Annotated in this window: 12 protein-coding genes; 5 read left to right on the forward strand and 7 right to left on the reverse strand. The window is 58.4% G+C overall.

Features of this window, described 5'->3' with window-relative positions; genetic code table 11:
* Positions 1–197: 197 nt before the first annotated feature.
* The 6 genes from ACZ5A6_RS14455 to ACZ5A6_RS14480 form a co-directional block, all read right to left on the reverse strand.
* Positions 198–1,346, reverse strand: a complete 1,149-nt coding sequence (locus ACZ5A6_RS14455; protein ID WP_111801866.1) for an alpha-hydroxy acid oxidase — start codon at positions 1,344–1,346, stop codon at positions 198–200.
* A gap of 86 nt (positions 1,347–1,432) precedes the next feature.
* A complete protein-coding gene (locus ACZ5A6_RS14460) occupies positions 1,433–3,055 on the reverse strand; it encodes an ABC-F family ATP-binding cassette domain-containing protein (RefSeq protein WP_003511539.1) in 1,623 nt (540 codons plus the stop codon).
* 162 nt (positions 3,056–3,217) lie between these two features.
* A complete protein-coding gene (locus ACZ5A6_RS14465) occupies positions 3,218–4,456 on the reverse strand; it encodes a vWA domain-containing protein (RefSeq protein WP_065662414.1) in 1,239 nt (412 codons plus the stop codon).
* 157 nt (positions 4,457–4,613) lie between these two features.
* A complete protein-coding gene (locus tag ACZ5A6_RS14470; RefSeq protein ID WP_003511536.1) occupies positions 4,614–5,492 on the reverse strand; it encodes a transglutaminase family protein in 879 nt (292 codons plus the stop codon).
* 4 nt (positions 5,493–5,496) lie between these two features.
* A complete protein-coding gene (locus ACZ5A6_RS14475; protein WP_003511535.1) occupies positions 5,497–7,902 on the reverse strand; it encodes a circularly permuted type 2 ATP-grasp protein in 2,406 nt (801 codons plus the stop codon).
* Between the two features lies 1 nt (position 7,903).
* A complete protein-coding gene (locus ACZ5A6_RS14480; RefSeq protein ID WP_112291789.1) occupies positions 7,904–11,233 on the reverse strand; it encodes a transglutaminase family protein in 3,330 nt (1,109 codons plus the stop codon).
* Between the two features lie 71 nt (positions 11,234–11,304).
* On the opposite strand from ACZ5A6_RS14480, the gene ACZ5A6_RS14485 reads away from it, so the two are divergent.
* Together ACZ5A6_RS14485 and ACZ5A6_RS14490 are read left to right on the forward strand one after the other, a co-directional pair.
* Positions 11,305–11,541: a hypothetical protein gene (locus ACZ5A6_RS14485; protein ID WP_162693136.1), complete on the forward strand. Its 237-nt coding sequence runs from the start codon at positions 11,305–11,307 to the stop codon at positions 11,539–11,541.
* On the forward strand, positions 11,526–13,334 hold the full coding sequence (locus ACZ5A6_RS14490; protein WP_112291791.1) for an ABC transporter ATP-binding protein/permease: 1,809 nt from the start codon (positions 11,526–11,528) through the stop codon (positions 13,332–13,334). The genes ACZ5A6_RS14485 and ACZ5A6_RS14490 overlap by 16 nt, the downstream gene beginning before the upstream one ends.
* Positions 13,335–13,372: 38 nt before the next feature.
* Here the strand turns inward: ACZ5A6_RS14490 and ACZ5A6_RS14495 are convergent, their stop codons facing one another.
* Positions 13,373–13,567 (reverse strand): hypothetical protein, encoded by a 195-nt coding sequence (locus ACZ5A6_RS14495; protein ID WP_013761913.1) that lies wholly within the window; start codon positions 13,565–13,567, stop codon positions 13,373–13,375.
* 172 nt (positions 13,568–13,739) lie between these two features.
* Here ACZ5A6_RS14495 and ACZ5A6_RS14500 point away from each other — a divergent pair, with 172 nt between their 5' ends.
* The 3 genes from ACZ5A6_RS14500 (at position 13,740) to ACZ5A6_RS14510 (ending at position 16,538) form a co-directional block, all read left to right on the forward strand.
* Positions 13,740–14,129 (forward strand): acyl-CoA thioesterase, encoded by a 390-nt coding sequence (locus tag ACZ5A6_RS14500; protein ID WP_003511527.1) that lies wholly within the window; start codon positions 13,740–13,742, stop codon positions 14,127–14,129.
* Between the two features lie 165 nt (positions 14,130–14,294).
* Positions 14,295–15,482, forward strand: coding sequence for an ATP-grasp domain-containing protein (locus tag ACZ5A6_RS14505; RefSeq protein WP_112291793.1), 1,188 nt, complete (start codon positions 14,295–14,297; stop codon positions 15,480–15,482).
* Between the two features lie 78 nt (positions 15,483–15,560).
* On the forward strand, positions 15,561–16,538 hold the full coding sequence (locus tag ACZ5A6_RS14510; RefSeq protein WP_464111082.1) for a polysaccharide deacetylase family protein: 978 nt from the start codon (positions 15,561–15,563) through the stop codon (positions 16,536–16,538).
* The last annotated feature ends 133 nt before the right edge of the window (positions 16,539–16,671 follow it).

Here is a 16,671-nt window from a genome sequence, read left to right on the forward strand (position 1 = left end):
AATCCATTATGGTTGCATCATGCAACCATAATCATATTCGATCGGTCTTGCCAAGGTCACCACTGCGCAGCGCCGATAGCGTGAAAACCTCCCGAAACCGCTGTGGTGGTTTCAAAGGGGTCGTTCGGTACGGGTGATTATCCGACTATATTGTCGATAAGCTCGACAGGCCTCGATTTCCTCGCGCTGACACCGCTCTAGTCACGAAACCGCAGGTTCCGGCGTGTCAGTTGGTCGACGGTGGTGCAGCCCATCAGCTTCATGCCGCGCTCGATTTCGATGCGCATCAGCTCAAGCGCCCGCTCGACACCCGGCTGTCCGGCGGCGGCAAGCGGGAAAAGGTAATAGCGGCCAAGCCCCACGGCCTTCGCCCCCAGAGACAGGGCTTTGAGGACGTGCGTTCCGCGCTGAACACCGCCATCCATCATGACATCGATACGGTCACCGACTGCGTCGACAATCTCGGCCAGTTGGTCGAAGGCGCTACGCGAACCATCGAGCTGGCGACCGCCGTGATTGGAAAGCACGATGCCGCTGCAACCGATATCGACGGCGCGTCTGGCGTCCTCCACGGACATGACACCCTTCAGACAAAAAGGGCCGCCCCATTCACGCACCATCTGTGCGACGTCGTCCCATGTCATGGATGGGTCGAGCATTTCGGTGAAATAGCGACTGATGGAGAGCGCGCCGCCGTCCATTTTGATGTGGCCGTCGAGCTGGGGCAGGCTGAAGCGCTCATGCGTCAGATAATTGATCCCCCAGGCCGGCTTGATGGCGAATTGCGCAATGCCGGAAAGATTGAGCTTGAACGGAATGGCAAAACCGGTGCGCTTGTCGCGCTCACGGTTCCCACCCGTGATGCTGTCCACCGTCAGCATCATCGTCTGCACACCCGCAGTCTTGGCGCGCGCCATCATATCGCGGTTGAGACCACGGTCCTTGTGGAAATAAAACTGATAGACCTGTGGGCCGCCGCTGATCCGGCGCGCTTCCTCGAGGCTGGTGGTGCCGAGTGAAGAAACGCCGAACATCGTGCCGAATTTTCCGGCTGCGGCCGCAACCGCCCGCTCCCCCTGATGGTGGAAGAGACGCTGAAGCGCCGTCGGGGAACAATAGACCGGCATCGCCAGCTTCTGCCCCATGACGGTGACAGACATGTCCACATCGGCCACGCCCCGCAACACGTCGGGAACGAGATCGCAATTGTCGAAGGCGGTCGTGTTTCTCCGGTACGTCACCTCATCGTCGGCAGCACCGTCGATGTAGTTGAAGATCGGTCCGGGAAGACGCTGTTTAGCCATTCGGCGAAAATCGTGGAAATTGTAGCAGTCTTTAAGTTGCATTTGTTAGTCCACCGATCCGCTCTGCAAACGTTAAAAGATGAAACCTGTCCCGGGAATTCTGCGTCTCATACGTCCGTCAAGCTGCCTCAGCTGCGCAGGCCCGGCGCTTCCTGTCCGGTGCTTTCGACATATTCCGTATATCCGCCGCCAAATTGGTGGATACCGTCAGGCGTCAGTTCCAGCACCCGGTTGGAAAGGGCGGCCAGGAAATGGCGGTCATGCGAAACGAAAAGCATCGTGCCTTCATATTCCGACAGGGCCTTGATCAGCATTTCCTTGGTGTCGAGGTCGAGATGGTTCGTCGGCTCGTCCAGCACGAGGAAATTCGGCGGGTCGAACAGCATGGCAGCCATGACCAGACGGGCCTTCTCACCGCCGGACAAAACGCGGCAGCGCTTCTCCACATCGTCACCGGAAAAACCGAAGCAGCCGGCAAGGGCGCGCAGCGGTGCCTGCCCGGCTTTCGGGAAACGTTCCTCCAGCCATTCCAGAATGGTGCTGTCGCCGTCCAGAACATCCATGGCGTGCTGGGCGAAATAACCGAGCTTGACGCTGGCGCCGAGAGTTACATTGCCGGAATCCGGCGTGGTCGTGCCAGTCACGAGTTTCAGCAAGGTGGATTTTCCGGCACCATTGACGCCCATGATGCACCAGCGCTCCTTGCGCCGCACCATGAAGTCCAACTCGCCATAGATCGTGCGGCTGCCATAGGCCTTGTTCACTTTCTTCAGCGCGACGACATCTTCGCCAGATCTCGGCGCCGGCGCAAATTCGAAAGCTACCGTCTGGCGCCGCTTGGGCGGCTCGACGCGGTCGATCTTTTCGAGTTTCTTGACGCGGCTCTGCACCTGTGAGGCATGCGAGGCACGCGCCTTGAAGCGCTCGATGAACTTGATTTCCTTGGCGAGCATCGCCTGCTGGCGTTCGAACTGCGCCTGCTGCTGCTTTTCGTTCTGCGCACGCTGCTGTTCGTAAAAGCCGTAGTCGCCGGAATAGGTGGTGAGGTTGCCAGCGTCAATTTCGATGATCTTGGTAACGATGCGGTTCATGAATTCGCGGTCGTGCGAGGTCATCAAAAGCGCGCCGTCGTAGTTCTTCAGAAAATCTTCGAGCCAGATCAGGCTTTCGAGATCGAGATGGTTCGAGGGTTCGTCGAGCAGCATCACGTCCGGGCGCATCAGAAGGATGCGGGCGAGCGCCACGCGCATCTTCCAGCCGCCGGAAAGTTTGGCGACGTCGCCATCCATCATTTCCTGACTGAAGCTCAGCCCGTCCAGAACCTCGCGCGCGCGGCCCTCCAGCGCGTAGCCGTCCAGTTCTTCATACCGCGCCTGCACTTCGCCGTAACGCTCGATGATGGCGTCCATTTCGTCCATCCGGTCGGGATCGGACATGGCGGCTTCCAGCTGCCGAAGTTCGGCTGCGACTTCGCTGACCGGGCCGGCGCCTTCCATGACTTCGGCCACGGCGGAACGGCCGGACATTTCGCCGACGTCTTGGTTGAAATAACCGACCGTCATGCCCTTTTCGACGACGACCTGTCCCTCGTCGGGCTGTTCCTCGCCGGTCATCATTCGGAACAGCGTGGTCTTGCCAGAACCGTTGGGGCCGACAAGGCCGATCTTCTCGCCGCGATTGAGCGCAGCGGAGGCCTCGATGTAGAGAATGCGGTGACTGTTCGACTTGCTAATATTTTCGATGCGGATCATGACAGGGGCCTGTGAATGGGAGCGGCTCTCCTATGCCATGTGTCGCCGGCGCTGTCACCTGCCGCGCACGCTGTGCCAGCCATCCAACCCGGCAAGGTCGCCCCGGGAACATCGCTCCCCGGAAGCGGGGTCGTTTCCGGGGGATGCTGGCTTGATTTTCCGTTAATTGGTCAGCGTTGCCAAACTGCCGGCAGCCTTGCGGGCAATTTCCCCGAAGGCGGTAACGATCTGCTCCATGTTTTCAGGCGCGTAATAATTGTCGAGACTGGACGCACAATGTTGCAGCAGCGACTTGCCCTTGTCCGGCGCCATGAACGCGACGCTGAAAATCTTGATACCGTCTTTCTTGGCCGTATCGCAGGTATTGCGCACAGTCTGGTCGATGCTGGAACTCCAGGAGGAGCTGTTCCCCGTCATTTCGCCATCCGTCATGAGAACGATGTATCGCTCGAAGGATTCGCTTTTCTTGTCCTTGTGTTCTTTCGCTTCAACGGTATTCGCTTTTTTAAGGGCGTTGTATGCGGCATTCAGACTGCTGCGGGCATCCGTACCGCCAGACGGAAACTCCGGGATCTGTTTGTCGACATAGGTGGCAACGCTGCTAGTACCCCAGGTGATAGGCTGGGCCGCGTAGGTCTCATGCGTATAGACCGAGGCTCCTGTTCGAACCAGTTCGGAACCGCCGTTGGCGGTATAAGTGGGATCGGCCTTGTTCAACGTCGCGACGAGATAGCCGACCGCGGTTTTTAGCGAAGTAGCCTTGTTGACGTAGCAGGGCGATGTATTTTTGAGATTGGGATAACTCCCCCAGTTATCGACCGTGTAGTTCTGGCAAGACGTTTTCTTGGTGTTGAGCGTATCGGTCTTGAAGGACATCGAACCCGAGCGGTCGAGCACCAGATACATGGAGATCGGCGCGCCCTTGTTGACAGTGCTTACCGCGGTGCCTGTCGCGGCAAGGTCGAGTGTTTTCGCCCCGAAGAACCCAAAGAGCGGATTAAGCTGCATCTGGTAGTTTATCGTGGTCTGGATGGTGTAGGTCTTGCCGCGCGCATCGTCCGTTGTGCCAATATTGACTGGAGAGTTTTTCTCGAGCGCCTTCTTCTCCTCATCGGTCAGGGTCTTTTCCATCTGGCTGGCGATGAAGGCCTTGGCGATTTCCTTGATTTGTTCGTCCGTCAGAGCGCCTTCTTTCAAGCGTGCCTCGGTCGCCGCCGCGAGAGCCGCCGAATCCGCCGTGTTCTGCAGGTCCGCTTTCACCTGCATCACATTCGCCAGCTCCATTCCGGCTCCGGCAAAACCAAGCAGCACCGGCAGCAATATTGCCGTCATCATGCCAAAATTGCCGCCCGTATCGGCAAGGAAACGGCGCGTCATTTTTTGATATGCGGAGGAGATCATAACGGGCTCACTAATTAGAACATTAGACTGAGCGCAGGAAACCCGCAAACGATGTAGAATCCACTAATGCAGACGGTTAAATTTTATACGTCGCTCAAATTGGGGCAGTTTTTCAAGTATTAATTCGAGTATGCTCATAATAACACGTAATGTATCATTACTGGACGGGAATGACGTCGACGGCCTGTTTGATCTGCTGGTTGCCGTAGCTCTTCAATACGCCGATCACCGGCGCGACATCGGAATAGTCCCGGCCATAGCCAACGACGATATGGTCGCTGCCGGCAACGATATCGTTTGTGGGGTCGAGCTCCAGATAACCGGCGGCCTCACCGCACCATACGCGAACCCAGGCATGCATCGCATCGGCACCTTCCAGACGTTCCTTGCCCGGCGGGGGGATAGTGCGCAGGAAGCCGCTGACGTAACCGGCGGGAATGCCGAGGCTGCGCAGCGCCATGATCATGATATGCGAAAAGTCCTGGCATACGCCGCGTTTCAGCTTGAAGGCTTCCGACGGTGTCGTATCGACAGTCGTCGCCTCACCGTCATAGGTGAAGTCCTTGTGTATGCGTTTGCACATCGAGAGTGCGATTTCGCGAATGGTCATTCCGGGCTTCAGCAATTCCCGCGCATAGGCCGATATCGCCGTATCCGTCCCTAGCCTCGGGCTGGCGCCGATGAAGTGATGCGGTGACTGGAAGTCGACCGACCAGACGTCGGCAAGGTCTTGCGGCAGGCGTGAAAGCTCGGGTGAAAAATCTGCCGTCAGCGCAGGTGCCTCCACCATCACACGCGCCTGCATGCGGATATCCAGCTTTTCGTGCGGCGCGCGCAGATGCACTGAGGTGGCCGATTGATGAAAGAAATCTTCAAAGACCGCCCGTTCTTCCGGCACCGGCGAAACATCTATGGTGCCGGCGATGAAGCGCTGACGGCCCGGGATCGACAGGGGCAGCACGCGGATGATGTGGCGCGCGCCATGGGCCGGCGTGTCGTAGGTGTAACCCATATGCAGGGAAAGGTCATAAAGCATCGGGTTATCCGAGATATGTCTGGGCCAGAACATCGGAGAGATGTTCCATGTCCGTTTCGAGCTGGCGGTAGATCGCGCCGTTCATGTTTTCCGGCGTCATGACGGCAAGGCCGGAATGCAGCCGCATCGCCTCCCGGTAAAAGGGCGACATCTGGCCGTTCGTAAAGGCGTTCGGCAGCTGCTCCACCTCGGTACGAATCTCGTTCAGCTGAAACAGGATGGACCGTGGATTGAGCGGATCGAGCGCCAGAAGATCGGTGACGGTCAGACCCGCCGTGCTGACATTGTAGCGGCGGCGATGGGTCATGACGCTGTCACCGATTTCGAGCAGCATGTCATAGGATCCATCTGGCGCATCCGGTCCGGTCATGTGGCCGAGAAGCCTTGTCATATGCAGGCCACGTTCGAGATAGCGGCCGATCGACAGGAAACGCCAGCCGGTGAAACGATACATGTTTTCGTGCACGAGACCGGCGAAGCCTGCAAGCTTGCGAAGGAGGATCGTCATGGCATGGGTCGCGTCGTCGCCCGGCGAAACCTTTGCGTGGAACCGACGGGCAGTCTTGGCAAGGTCATTCAGCGCAAGCCATCCGTCCGGCGAAAAACGGTCTCGGATGTTGCTGGCGGAATAAAGCGCGCTGTTGATGTTGTTCAGCAGGCTTTCCGGCACGGCATCGTTCATTTCCACATCCAGCGCTTCGAGATAACGCGTCACATGCGCAAGCAAGGGCTGACGTGGGTCGGCGGATTCGGCATAACGTCCGTGCCAGGCGCGCAAGATGCGCAATGCGCCTTCGGAACGTTCGATATAGCGGCCGAGCCAGAAGAGGTTGTCCGCCGCACGGCTTGGCAGGCTGCCCGGCATATTGCGGGTGAAGCTTTCTTCCGCCGGTAAAAGCGTGGTGCGTTCCACCGGCTTGTCGCTGACGATCCAGACATCCGCAGCACTGCCGCCTGATTGCATGGCGATGGCGGATACATCGTTGCTGCTGCCGATCCGCGCAAAGCCGCCCGGCATGATCTGCCAGCCATCCTGGGTGCGGGCGGCAAAAACGCGAAGGCTCATCGGGCGCGGCACGAGCTTGTTGTCGATATAGGCTGGCGTGGTGGAAAGCGTCACCACCTCTTGGCCGACAAGCCTGTGGCCATCGGAGGCGAGCCAGTCGCTGATCGATTCCTTCGCCGTTTCACGCAAGGACGAGCCGAGCACGGACTGACCGTTGTCTTCGAAGAAGGGCAGCCGGGAATAGGCCGGGCCGATGACCATGCCCTCGATATTGCCGGCAACGTGGCGGCGCTCGGATTCCTGTCCGCACCACCAGGTCGCGATGGACGGCAGTTTCAGGTCTTCGCCAAGCAGGTGGCGACAGACGCGCGGCATGAAGGACAGCAGGGCCCGTGTTTCGAGAATGCCGGTGCCGAGCGCGTTGACGATTGTCAGTGCTTCATTGCGCAGCGCCTGGACCATGCCGGGCGTGCCGATGTGGGATTGCTGGTTCAGTTCCAGCGGATCGGAATAGGAGGCATCGAGGCGCCGCCAAAGCACGCCGATCGGTTTCAGTCCGGCCACGGTCCTTACCATCACGCGGCCGTTGACCACGGTCAGATCCTCACCCTCTAGCAGCATGAAGCCGAGATAGCGGGCGATATAGGCGTGTTCGAAATAGGTCTCGTTTGCGGGGCCGGGCGTCAGCACCGCGATGCGGTCATCCGGATGTTTTCTGTGCGACTGCAAGGTGTCGCGGAAAGCGCCGAAAAATGAAGCGAGACGGTGAACATGGGTTTCGGCATAGATGTCGGAAAGCGCGCGTGTGGTCGCCACCCGGTTTTCCAGCGCAAAACCTGCGCCGGAGGGCGCCTGTGTCCTGTCGGCAAGTACCCACCAGTTGCCATCAGGTCCGCGTCCAATCTCGAACGAGCAGAAATGCAGATAATGGCCGCTTGCCGGTTTTACGCCGACCATCGGCCGCAGATATTCCGGATTGGAGGCGATCAGTGCCGGCGGTACGTAACCTTCCTTCACCAGCCGGTTTTCGCCGTAAAAATCGGCGACCATGGCTTCCAGAAGATTGGCGCGCTGTTTAAGCCCTTCGGAAAGAACCGTCCATTCCTTGTCGTCGATCAGCACCGGGATATGGGAGATCGGCCAGTTTCTTTCGCTGCTGCCCTTGCTGTAATCGCGGTAAAACACGCCCGCATCGCGCAGATAGCGGTCGGTGCGGGCAAAGCGCTCATGCAGTTCGCGTTCCGACATGCGCGACAGGGCACCGAGCAGGGTTTTCCAGACCGGTCTGACCTTGCCGTTGGTATCGAGCATCTCATCGGCCACGCCGGGCAAGGTGGAGTAGTCAAGCCCGCGCGATTGCGCGCTCGTTTCCGTCTTGCGTTCCGTGGCCGGGGCTTTGGACAATTTATACTCCGTATGGCCGGCGCAGATCGAGCGTCAGCGGAAATTCTGGCGACACGGTTTCCGCCATCAACGGATATTGCCCGGCCGTATGTCCCCATGGTTCGAAACGGGCAAGGCGGCGTGCCTCGGCCTCGTTGCCGTTGACGGGAAAGGTCTCGTAATTGCGACCACCCGGATGAGCAACATGGTAGATGCATCCGCCGATCGATCGTCCCGACCATGTATCATAAATGTCAAAGGTCAAGGGCGAATTGACCGGCAGAACGGGATGCAGGCCGGAAGAGGGCTGCCACGCCTTGAAACGAACACCGGCGACCGCAACGCTTCGGTTTTCCGTCGGAGTTAGCGGAACGGTGCGACCGTTGCACGCCACGGTATAGCGCGCAGGGTTGGAGGTTTCGAGGCGGACCTGCATACGCTCGACGGAGCTGTCGACAAAACGCACGGTTCCCCCGATGGCACCCTGTTCGCCCATAACATGCCAGGGCTCCAGAGCCTGGCGCAATTCCAGCTTCGCGCCTTCGTATTCCACCTCACCGAAGAAGGGGAAACGGAACTCCTGCTGGGCTGTGAACCATTCCGGCTTCAGGTCGAAGCCATTTTCCCTCAGGTCTCCGAGCACGTCCATAAAGTCCGCCCAGATGTAGTGCGGCAGCATGAATCGGTCTGCAAGTGCCGTGCCCCAGCGCACGAATTTGCCGGCGGCGGGGTTTTTCCAGAAACGGGCGATGAGGGCGCGCACCAGCAATTGCTGGGCGAGCGACATGCGGGCATTGGGCGGCATTTCGAAGCCGCGGAACTCCACAAGGCCAAGGCGGCCGGTCGGCCCATCCGGAGAAAACAGCTTGTCGATGCAGATTTCGGCGCGGTGGGTGTTGCCCGTCACATCCGTCAGGAGGTTGCGGAACAGGCGGTCGACCAGCCATGGCAGCGGCGGCGCACCCTGGCCAGGGGCAGGCACCTGCGCCAGCGCGATCTCCAGTTCGTAAAGACTGTCGTGGCGGGCTTCGTCGATGCGGGGCGCCTGACTCGTCGGTCCGATGAACAGGCCGGAGAACAGGTAGGAAAGCGATGGGTGCCGCTGCCAGTGCAAGACAAGGCTTTTCAGAAGGTCGGGACGGCGCAGGAAAGGGCTGTCATTCGGGTTGGCCCCGCCCACGACCACATGGTTGCCACCACCGGTGCCGGTGTGACGGCCATCGATCATGAACTTGTCAGCGCCCAGACGCGTCTGTCGCGCCTCTTCATAGACCGCCGTGGTGATGTCGACACAATCCTTCCAGCTTGCAGCCGGGTGGATGTTTACCTCGATGACGCCGGGATCGGGCGCTACACGGATGACATTGATACGCTCGTCATGCGGCGGAGCATAACCTTCGATATGGACGGGCAGCCCGAGCTCGGCCGCTGCCGCTTCTGCCGCTGCGACCAGTTCCAGATAATCCTCGATGCGTTCGACAGGCGGCATGAAGACGCAGAGCCGTCCATCGCGCGGTTCCACCGACATGGCTGTGCGCACCGCGCCGCCGATTTCACCAAGCGTCTGCTCGATGCGTTCTTGGCCGGATGCCTCATCCGCATGGAAAGACGCTTCCGGCATGGTGCGTCCGGAGGGCTGGAATTTCTCGGGAAGCGGCCCTCGCGGGATCGAGGGGTCAGCTTCATGGATATAAGGATAGGCGGATGGCGGCACATGGGGCAGGGTGCCAAGCGGCAGGCGGTAACCTACCGGGCTATCACCCGGAACGAGGAAAATCTTGCCGCGCCGTGTTTTCCATTTCTCGCTGACCCAGCGTTTGTCTGTGGTGGGCTTGGCGTTCCACGCCTGCACCGGAAGAATATAACCCGTCGGTGTCGTAAGCCCGCGTTCGAACACGCGGGCAAGGCGATTGCGTTCTTCCGGGTCTTTCAGTTTCGAGTTGGACGGATCGACATTTTCGGGAAGACTACCTTCCTTGATGATCCATTCGGCCGGATCCTCATAGGCCGGAAGCACCAGATCCGGCTCCACACCGAGATGAGTGGCGATACCGCTCAGTAGCTTTTGCGCGTCGTCGGCCGCAACACCGGTATTTGCGCCTTCTTCGGCTATCAGCGCAGGGTTCTGCCAGATCGGCAGACCGTCCTTTCGCCAGTAGAGCGAAAATGTCCAACGCGGCAGGCTTTCGCCTGGATACCATTTTCCCTGCCCGTAGTGCAGGAAGCCGCCGGGCGCGAAACGTTCGCGCAGGCGGCGGATCAACACGTCCGCTTTTTCGCGTTTCGTCGGTCCAACCGCGCCGGTGTTCCATTCCTCGGATTCGAAATCGTCGATGGAAACGAAGGTCGGCTCGCCGCCCATGGTCAGCCTGACGTCATGGGCGTTCAGAACCTGATCGACCTTTTCGCCGAGTGCATTGAGGCTCTCCCAGCTCTCATCGGAGAAGGGTTTGGTGATGCGCGGGGTCTCGGCAACGCGCCGAACCTGCATGTCGAAAGCGAATTCCGTATTGGCCTCGCCGAAATAACCGCCGGAAATCGGCGCGGCATTGCGGAAATGCGGCGTTGCCGCCAGCGGAATATGGCTCTCGCCGGTCAAAAGCCCCGAAGTGGGGTCGAGACCGACCCAGCCGGCGCCCGGCATATAGACCTCGGCCCAGGCATGCAGATCGGTGAAATCGACCTCTGTCCCTGACGGGCCATCCAATGCCTTGAGATCCGGTGTCAGCTGGATGAGGTATCCGGACACGAAACGTGCGGCAAGGCCGAGATGTCTCAAGATCTGGACGAACAGCCAGCTGGTGTCGCGGCATGAACCCTTGCCGGAAGCCAGCGTTTCTTCCGGCGTCTGAACACCCGGTTCCATGCGGATGACGTAACCGATTTCCTGCTGCAGACGGGCGTTGAGGCCGACGACCATATCCACCGTCGGCTGTCCGGGTGTGTGGTCCACGGTGGCCATGAAGGCGGAAAGCAGGGGGCCGGTCGGTTCCGGTTTCATGTAGATGGACAGATCTTCCCGCAGCTCCTGCGGATAATCGAACGGCCACTTGGTCGCCTCTTCCTCAACGAAGAAATCGAACGGATTGTAAACCGTCATATCGGCGACAAGATCGACCTCGATCTTGAATTCCGTCGCCGGCTCGGGAAAAACGAAACGGGCGAGATAATTGCCGTATGGGTCCTGTTGAAGGTTCACGAAATGATTGGACGGTGAAACCTTGAGAGAATGGCTGATAACATGGGTTCTGGAGTGCGAGGCGGGCTTCAATCTTATGATTTGCGGTCCAAGGCGAACCGGATTGTCGTATTTATAATGCGTCAGATGATAGATGCTCGCTTTGATCGCCATTAATCTGCCTTGCCCGGTTTTCCGGTTTATGCGGTTTGTCCGCCCCTCTGAAATTATTTGGATTTTGTGCAATGCAGGAAAAGAAAGCAAGGATCATTTCCGGAGGCAACCGCATTGTTGGCGGAGGCGCCGATGTTTGCCGGCGCGAAGAATTGCCGCGGCTTTTTAATTGTCTCCCTGAGGATTTCTCCGCGGTTGTGGACAAGGTCGAACGGCGTGTTATTGCTGGGCATCGCAAGGTGCAGGATCGCAAACCGCTTTCTTTGCCGACTGACGTTTCGGAATGGAATGAATGGCAACAACGGTGACCGACGATCAGCGCAAGAGTGCGGCGAACCTTTCGGGCTTCGATCTCGATTTTCGTTCGCAACTGCGCATGATGGGCAATGCCTTCTGGACGTCGCCGGTTCGCAACCGGCTGATATTGCTGTCGATTGCCCTGCTCACGGTGATATTGCTCACCGCTTACGGGCAGATCAGGCTCAATGAGTGGAACGCGCCGTTTTACAATGCGCTGGAGCGGCGCGATCTTGACGCCTTCCTCCACCAGCTCGAAGTCTTCGCGATCATTGCCGGGCTGTTGTTGCTTCTTAATGTCATTCAGACTTGGCTTAACCAGATGACGGCGCTGAACATGCGCGAGGGTCTTGCCAAGGATATGGTGGACCAGTGGCTGAAACCGGGGCGCGCCGCCCGCCTTGCCAGTTTCGGCACGATTGCGATCAATCCGGACCAGCGTTTGCACGACGATGTCCGCAACCTTGCGGAAAGCAGCACGGCGCTTTCCATCGGCCTTGTGAATGCGACGATCCTGCTCATCAGCTTCATCGGCGTTCTGTGGACATTGTCGGCAGGCTTTTCCATCACGATCAACGGCGATCCGGTCGCGATTCCCGGATACATGGTCTGGGCGGCGATCCTTTATGCGGGCTCGGCGTCCCTGCTCAGCAACCTTGTCGGCTATCGTCTGGTCGGCCTGAATGCTGAACGTTATTCAAAAGAGGCCGAACTACGCTTCTCCCTGATGCGGGCCAGCGAAAATCTGGCGGCGATTGCGCTTGCGCGTGGTGAAAAAAACGAGCGGCGGCGGATCGGCGTCGATATCGATGCCGTGCTCGGCGTAATCCGCGGGCTCGCTTTAGCAATGACACATCTGACCTGGGTGTCGTCGGGCTACGGCTGGTTGGCGGTTGTGGCGCCCATTCTTATCGCAGCACCAGTTTATTTTTCCGGCAACCTCACCTTCGGCGGGCTGATGATGGCCGTCGGCGCCTTCAACCAGGTCAATACCGCACTTCGCTGGTATATCGACAATTTCGGGCCGATTGCCAGCTGGAAGGCGACGTTGCAGCGTGTTTCGGTGTTTCGCAACGCTCTGATCCAGATGGATAGCGTTGAACAGCACGGCCTCGCAATCGATCTTCAACGGAGTGCCGACAACGAAAAAATCCGTCTTCGGTCGGTGACTATCTGCCGTGATGCGGGCGGGCAGGATCTGGAGCGTGGTTTCCGGCTGCGCGAGGCCGAGGTTGAAATCGGGCGGGGTGATCGTCTGATGATCAATGGCGAACAGGGCGTGAACCGGCGGCTGCTGTTTGCCGCCATGGCCGGCCTGTGGCCATGGGGGCAGGGCAGGATCGAAATGCCCGAACAGTCCGACACGCTTTTCATTGCCCAGCACGGCTATTTGCCAACAGGTACGCTGCGCGAAATTCTGGCCTATCCACGCGCGCCCCAGCGGTTTGTGGAGGCAGACTATGTCGCGGCGCTGACCGCGTGCGGTCTCGGTGAAATGGCGCCCCGGCTTGATGAACACATTCGCTGGGACAAGAAGCTGGATTCGGATGAACAGGCCAGCATCAGGATCGCCAATGCCCTGTTGTTGAAGCCGAAATTCATCGTCATCGACGATTTGCTGGAAGGGCTGGAAAAACAGACACAGGATACGCTGGCGGAGGTTTTGAATGGGATCGACGGCGTAGCGATTATCTATATCGGCAGATCAGAGACATTTTTGTCGGTTCTTACCCCGGCTTTGGCCCATCTGGACCATGCCCCCATGAAGGAAAATACCGCAAAGCCGGATATCGCTCCAAAATAAGCCGCCGGGTTATGCTGCTGTTGACATTATCGTGCGGATCAAAGCCGCAAATGCCATTTTTCGAGGTCCAGCCGCTGCTGTTTGGCAAGGCTTATGGTGCCGTCCGGCTCCATCTGCGAGCGCAGAACAAAGGTGCCGGTCGCCAGGCTGATGGCAATGACGCTGGCAACCGCGAGAATGATACGGTCGTAGCGCTGCTGTATCTTATTGTTTCCACTCCAGTCATAGGCCATTCGCACGCCCTCGCGGTTTTTTGGAATCGTGCCGCATCATGGTTAACCGAAGCTTACGATGGCTTCGTGATTCCTTGCTGTTTTGGAAGGGCTGCCGCGAAAAATCGGCTATTGGCTGAGGGGGCGCGGTTGTTTAAATCCGGCAGCGGGAGGTTCTTGAAAGGAATTTGATATGGAACAGCAACCGCCCGCCGATATGGAACTCACGCTCAGAACGCTTGCCATGCCGGCTGACGCCAATCCGGCCGGCGACATTTTCGGCGGTTGGGTGATGTCGCAGATGGACCTTGCCGCCTTCGTCCGCGCCAATGATGTGGCAGGCGGGCGTACCGTCACAGTGGCGGTTCATGAAATCGTCTTCAAGAAACCGGTCAAGATCGGCGATACATTGTGTGTCTATACCAGGATCGAAAAGGTTGGGCGCACCTCCGTCACGCTCAAGATCGAGGCCTGGACCCGCAGGCACTATCAAGATTCCCGGGAAAAGGTTACGGAGGCCGTCTTCATCATGGTAGCGGTGGATGACAAAGGCGAGCCGCGCCCTGTGCGCAAAGAGGCGTAAGGCGCTTGCCTTCGAAGCAAACTTCCGACCGTTCGCAGGCAGCCGAAAGAGCGTGAGGCTCTTCGGCTCCGCCAATTCGATCTCCGAACGCGCAATACTTTAGAAATATCCAATTTATTTATCAATTTTTGCGATCAAGGTGTGGAATAGGGCGGGGATCAGGCTGTGACCATTCCAGGTGTTGTTATTGTTGGTGGCGCTCACGGCACGCTTGCCCTTGCCCGCAGCCTTGGCGCCCTTGATGTGCCTGTGCACTATATCACCCATGATTCACCGCTGCCGGGCTGGTCGCGTTTCGTGAAGAACACGATCCGCTGGTCCGGTCCTCTTGATGCAGGGGCGATGGCGTTTTTACGCGATATGGCAGACAAGCATCATCTGAAAGGGTGTCTTCTGGTGCCATCAGGGGATGGCGAGGTTCAGCTCGTTTCACAACATCGCGATGAGCTTTCCGCCCTTTACAAAATCGTCCTGCCTGATTGGTCCTCCCTTCAATGGTTGTGCGAGAAACCGCTGCTCTACAAACGCGCGGCGGAACTCGGTGTCAGCTTCCCCAGGACCTATGCCATGGTCACGTCCGATGACGCCGATGCGCTGGACGTGACGTTTCCCGTTATCCTGAAGCCGAATATGGGCGGGGGCGATACCGCGATTTCCCGGGCGAAGGTTATCCGCGCCGATGACAGGCAGGCTCTGAAAGCCGCTTTTGCCGCTGCGAGCGGCGAGATCGGCGCGGGCAATGTCGTCGTGCAGGAGCTCATTCCCGGCGGGGGAGAAAGCCAGTTTTCCTATGCGGCGCTCTGGCGCAATGGCGAGCCTGTTGCAGAATTCACCGCCCGGCGCCTGCGTCAGTATCCCGTCGATTTTGGTTACACCAGCACCTGTGTCGAGGTTGTCGACAACCCTCAAGCGATCGATGCGGCAAGGAAAATATTGAAATCGGCCGGTCACAGCGGGTTGGTCGAGGTGGAGTTTAAGCGGGATGGCAGGGATGGATCGCTGAAACTTCTCGATGTTAATCCGCGCCCATGGTCGTGGTTCGGCCTGTGTTCAGCGGCCGGCATCGATCTCGGCGCGCTGCTGTGGCAGGTTGCCAACGACATGCCGACCGGCCAGATGCTCGATGCGCGGCAAGGTGTGTCATGGTCCTATCTTGTCCGTGATGCCATTGCCGCATTGACGTTGAATCGACGGGGACAGGCGGGAATTGGGGACTATGTCGCCTCTCTGCGCACAATCCGCAGCTGGGCGGCTTTTGCGGCGAACGATCCTTTGCCGGGCCTTATCGACCTGCCGCTGACGGTCTGGAGAGTCATCAAAAAACGGGTTCTGCCCGGTTTGAAGTTGCGGTAATCGGTAATGGTGTTTTTGCGGTCAGTAAAACGCTCTCTGAAATATGGGGTCATAAGGGCGGGGCTGGAGGTGGCTTCCATGCCGGCGGTTCGTGCGGCTTTTCCGGCTCTTGCCGGGCGTGGCGTGATCTTCACGCTGCACCATGTTCGTCCGGACGAGGAAGCGTCAGCTTTTGCGCCGAATGCACACTTGTCGATCACGCCACAATTTCTGGAAGAGGCGATAGAGGCGGCGCTCGAATGTGGTCTCGTTCCCGTTCATCTGCACGATCTGCCGGGCCTGCTCGCCGATAATTCCGAGAAACGGTCGTTCTGTGCTTTCACGCTTGATGATGGCTATCGCAACAATGCCGAATATGCTGCACCGATTTTTCGAAAATATGCTGTTCCTTATACGATTTTCATCACGCCGGGTTTTGTGGAGCGGACGCGTAGCGTGTGGTGGGAAACCACTGCCGCGCTGACGCAAAAAGCCACGTCCTTTGAATTCGATTTTGGGACAGGGCCGGAGGAGATTAAATCCGGCAGCCTTCCACAAAAAGCGGAAGCCTTTGCGCGTCTGGAAAACTTCGTTCAGATATTCGCGGAGGACGAGGCGGTGGAGAGGATCGACCGTGTCGCGGGGCAACATGGTATCGATCCGATCGCGATCGTGGAAAAACTCGTCATGGATGCGGCCGAACTCAAGGCGCTGTCGAGCGATCCCCTGGTCCATCTCGGCGCGCATACCATGATGCATGTGAACATGCGCAAGATCGATGCGGCGCGCCTGGCCTACGAAATCGAGGAATCGACAAGACGGGTGGAGACCTATGTCGGCCGTCGGCCGAGGTCCTTTTCCTATCCCTATGGCTGGATAAAGGCCGTGGGAGAACGCGAGGCGAAAGCGGTGTTTGATGCGGGATTTCCCGTAGCTGTTACCACGCAGGCCGGTATTCTTGGGGCCGATAGCCTTGAAAAGCCGATGCTGTTGCCGCGCGTTTCGCTGAACGGCCGCTTTCAGAAAAAGCGCTTTGTCAAAGCGCTCATCTCAGGCCTGCCTTTCCGCTTCGTCTAGCGATCAACCTCTCCCTGCCATCTTTCGCCGATGACGACGACATGTGTCGGTGCGGCTAATCGAGCTGTCGTGTTGTTTTTGTTATTCACATCCATTTATCTATTGATTATAAATAAATTTATCGAAGGAAAAC

It is taken from the genome of Agrobacterium sp. 6Ca8 (genome assembly GCF_055382765.1).

Bases quoted from the DNA above. Each gene is read 5' to 3' on its own strand.
- ACZ5A6_RS14455 (WP_111801866.1), bottom strand. From the start codon at position 1,346: ATGCAACTTAAAGACTGCTACAATTTCCACGATTTTCGCCGAATGGCT.
- ACZ5A6_RS14460 (WP_003511539.1), bottom strand. From the start codon at position 3,055: ATGATCCGCATCGAAAATATTAGCAAGTCGAACAGTCACCGCATTCTC.
- ACZ5A6_RS14465 (WP_065662414.1), bottom strand. From the start codon at position 4,456: ATGATCTCCTCCGCATATCAAAAAATGACGCGCCGTTTCCTTGCCGAT.
- ACZ5A6_RS14470 (WP_003511536.1), bottom strand. From the start codon at position 5,492: ATGCTTTATGACCTTTCCCTGCATATGGGTTACACCTACGACACGCCG.
- ACZ5A6_RS14480 (WP_112291789.1), bottom strand. From the start codon at position 11,233: ATGGCGATCAAAGCGAGCATCTATCATCTGACGCATTATAAATACGAC.
- ACZ5A6_RS14485 (WP_162693136.1), top strand. From the start codon at position 11,305: ATGCAGGAAAAGAAAGCAAGGATCATTTCCGGAGGCAACCGCATTGTT.
- ACZ5A6_RS14490 (WP_112291791.1), top strand. From the start codon at position 11,526: ATGGCAACAACGGTGACCGACGATCAGCGCAAGAGTGCGGCGAACCTT.
- ACZ5A6_RS14495 (WP_013761913.1), bottom strand. From the start codon at position 13,567: ATGGCCTATGACTGGAGTGGAAACAATAAGATACAGCAGCGCTACGAC.
- ACZ5A6_RS14500 (WP_003511527.1), top strand. From the start codon at position 13,740: ATGGAACAGCAACCGCCCGCCGATATGGAACTCACGCTCAGAACGCTT.
- ACZ5A6_RS14510 (WP_464111082.1), top strand. From the start codon at position 15,561: ATGCCGGCGGTTCGTGCGGCTTTTCCGGCTCTTGCCGGGCGTGGCGTG.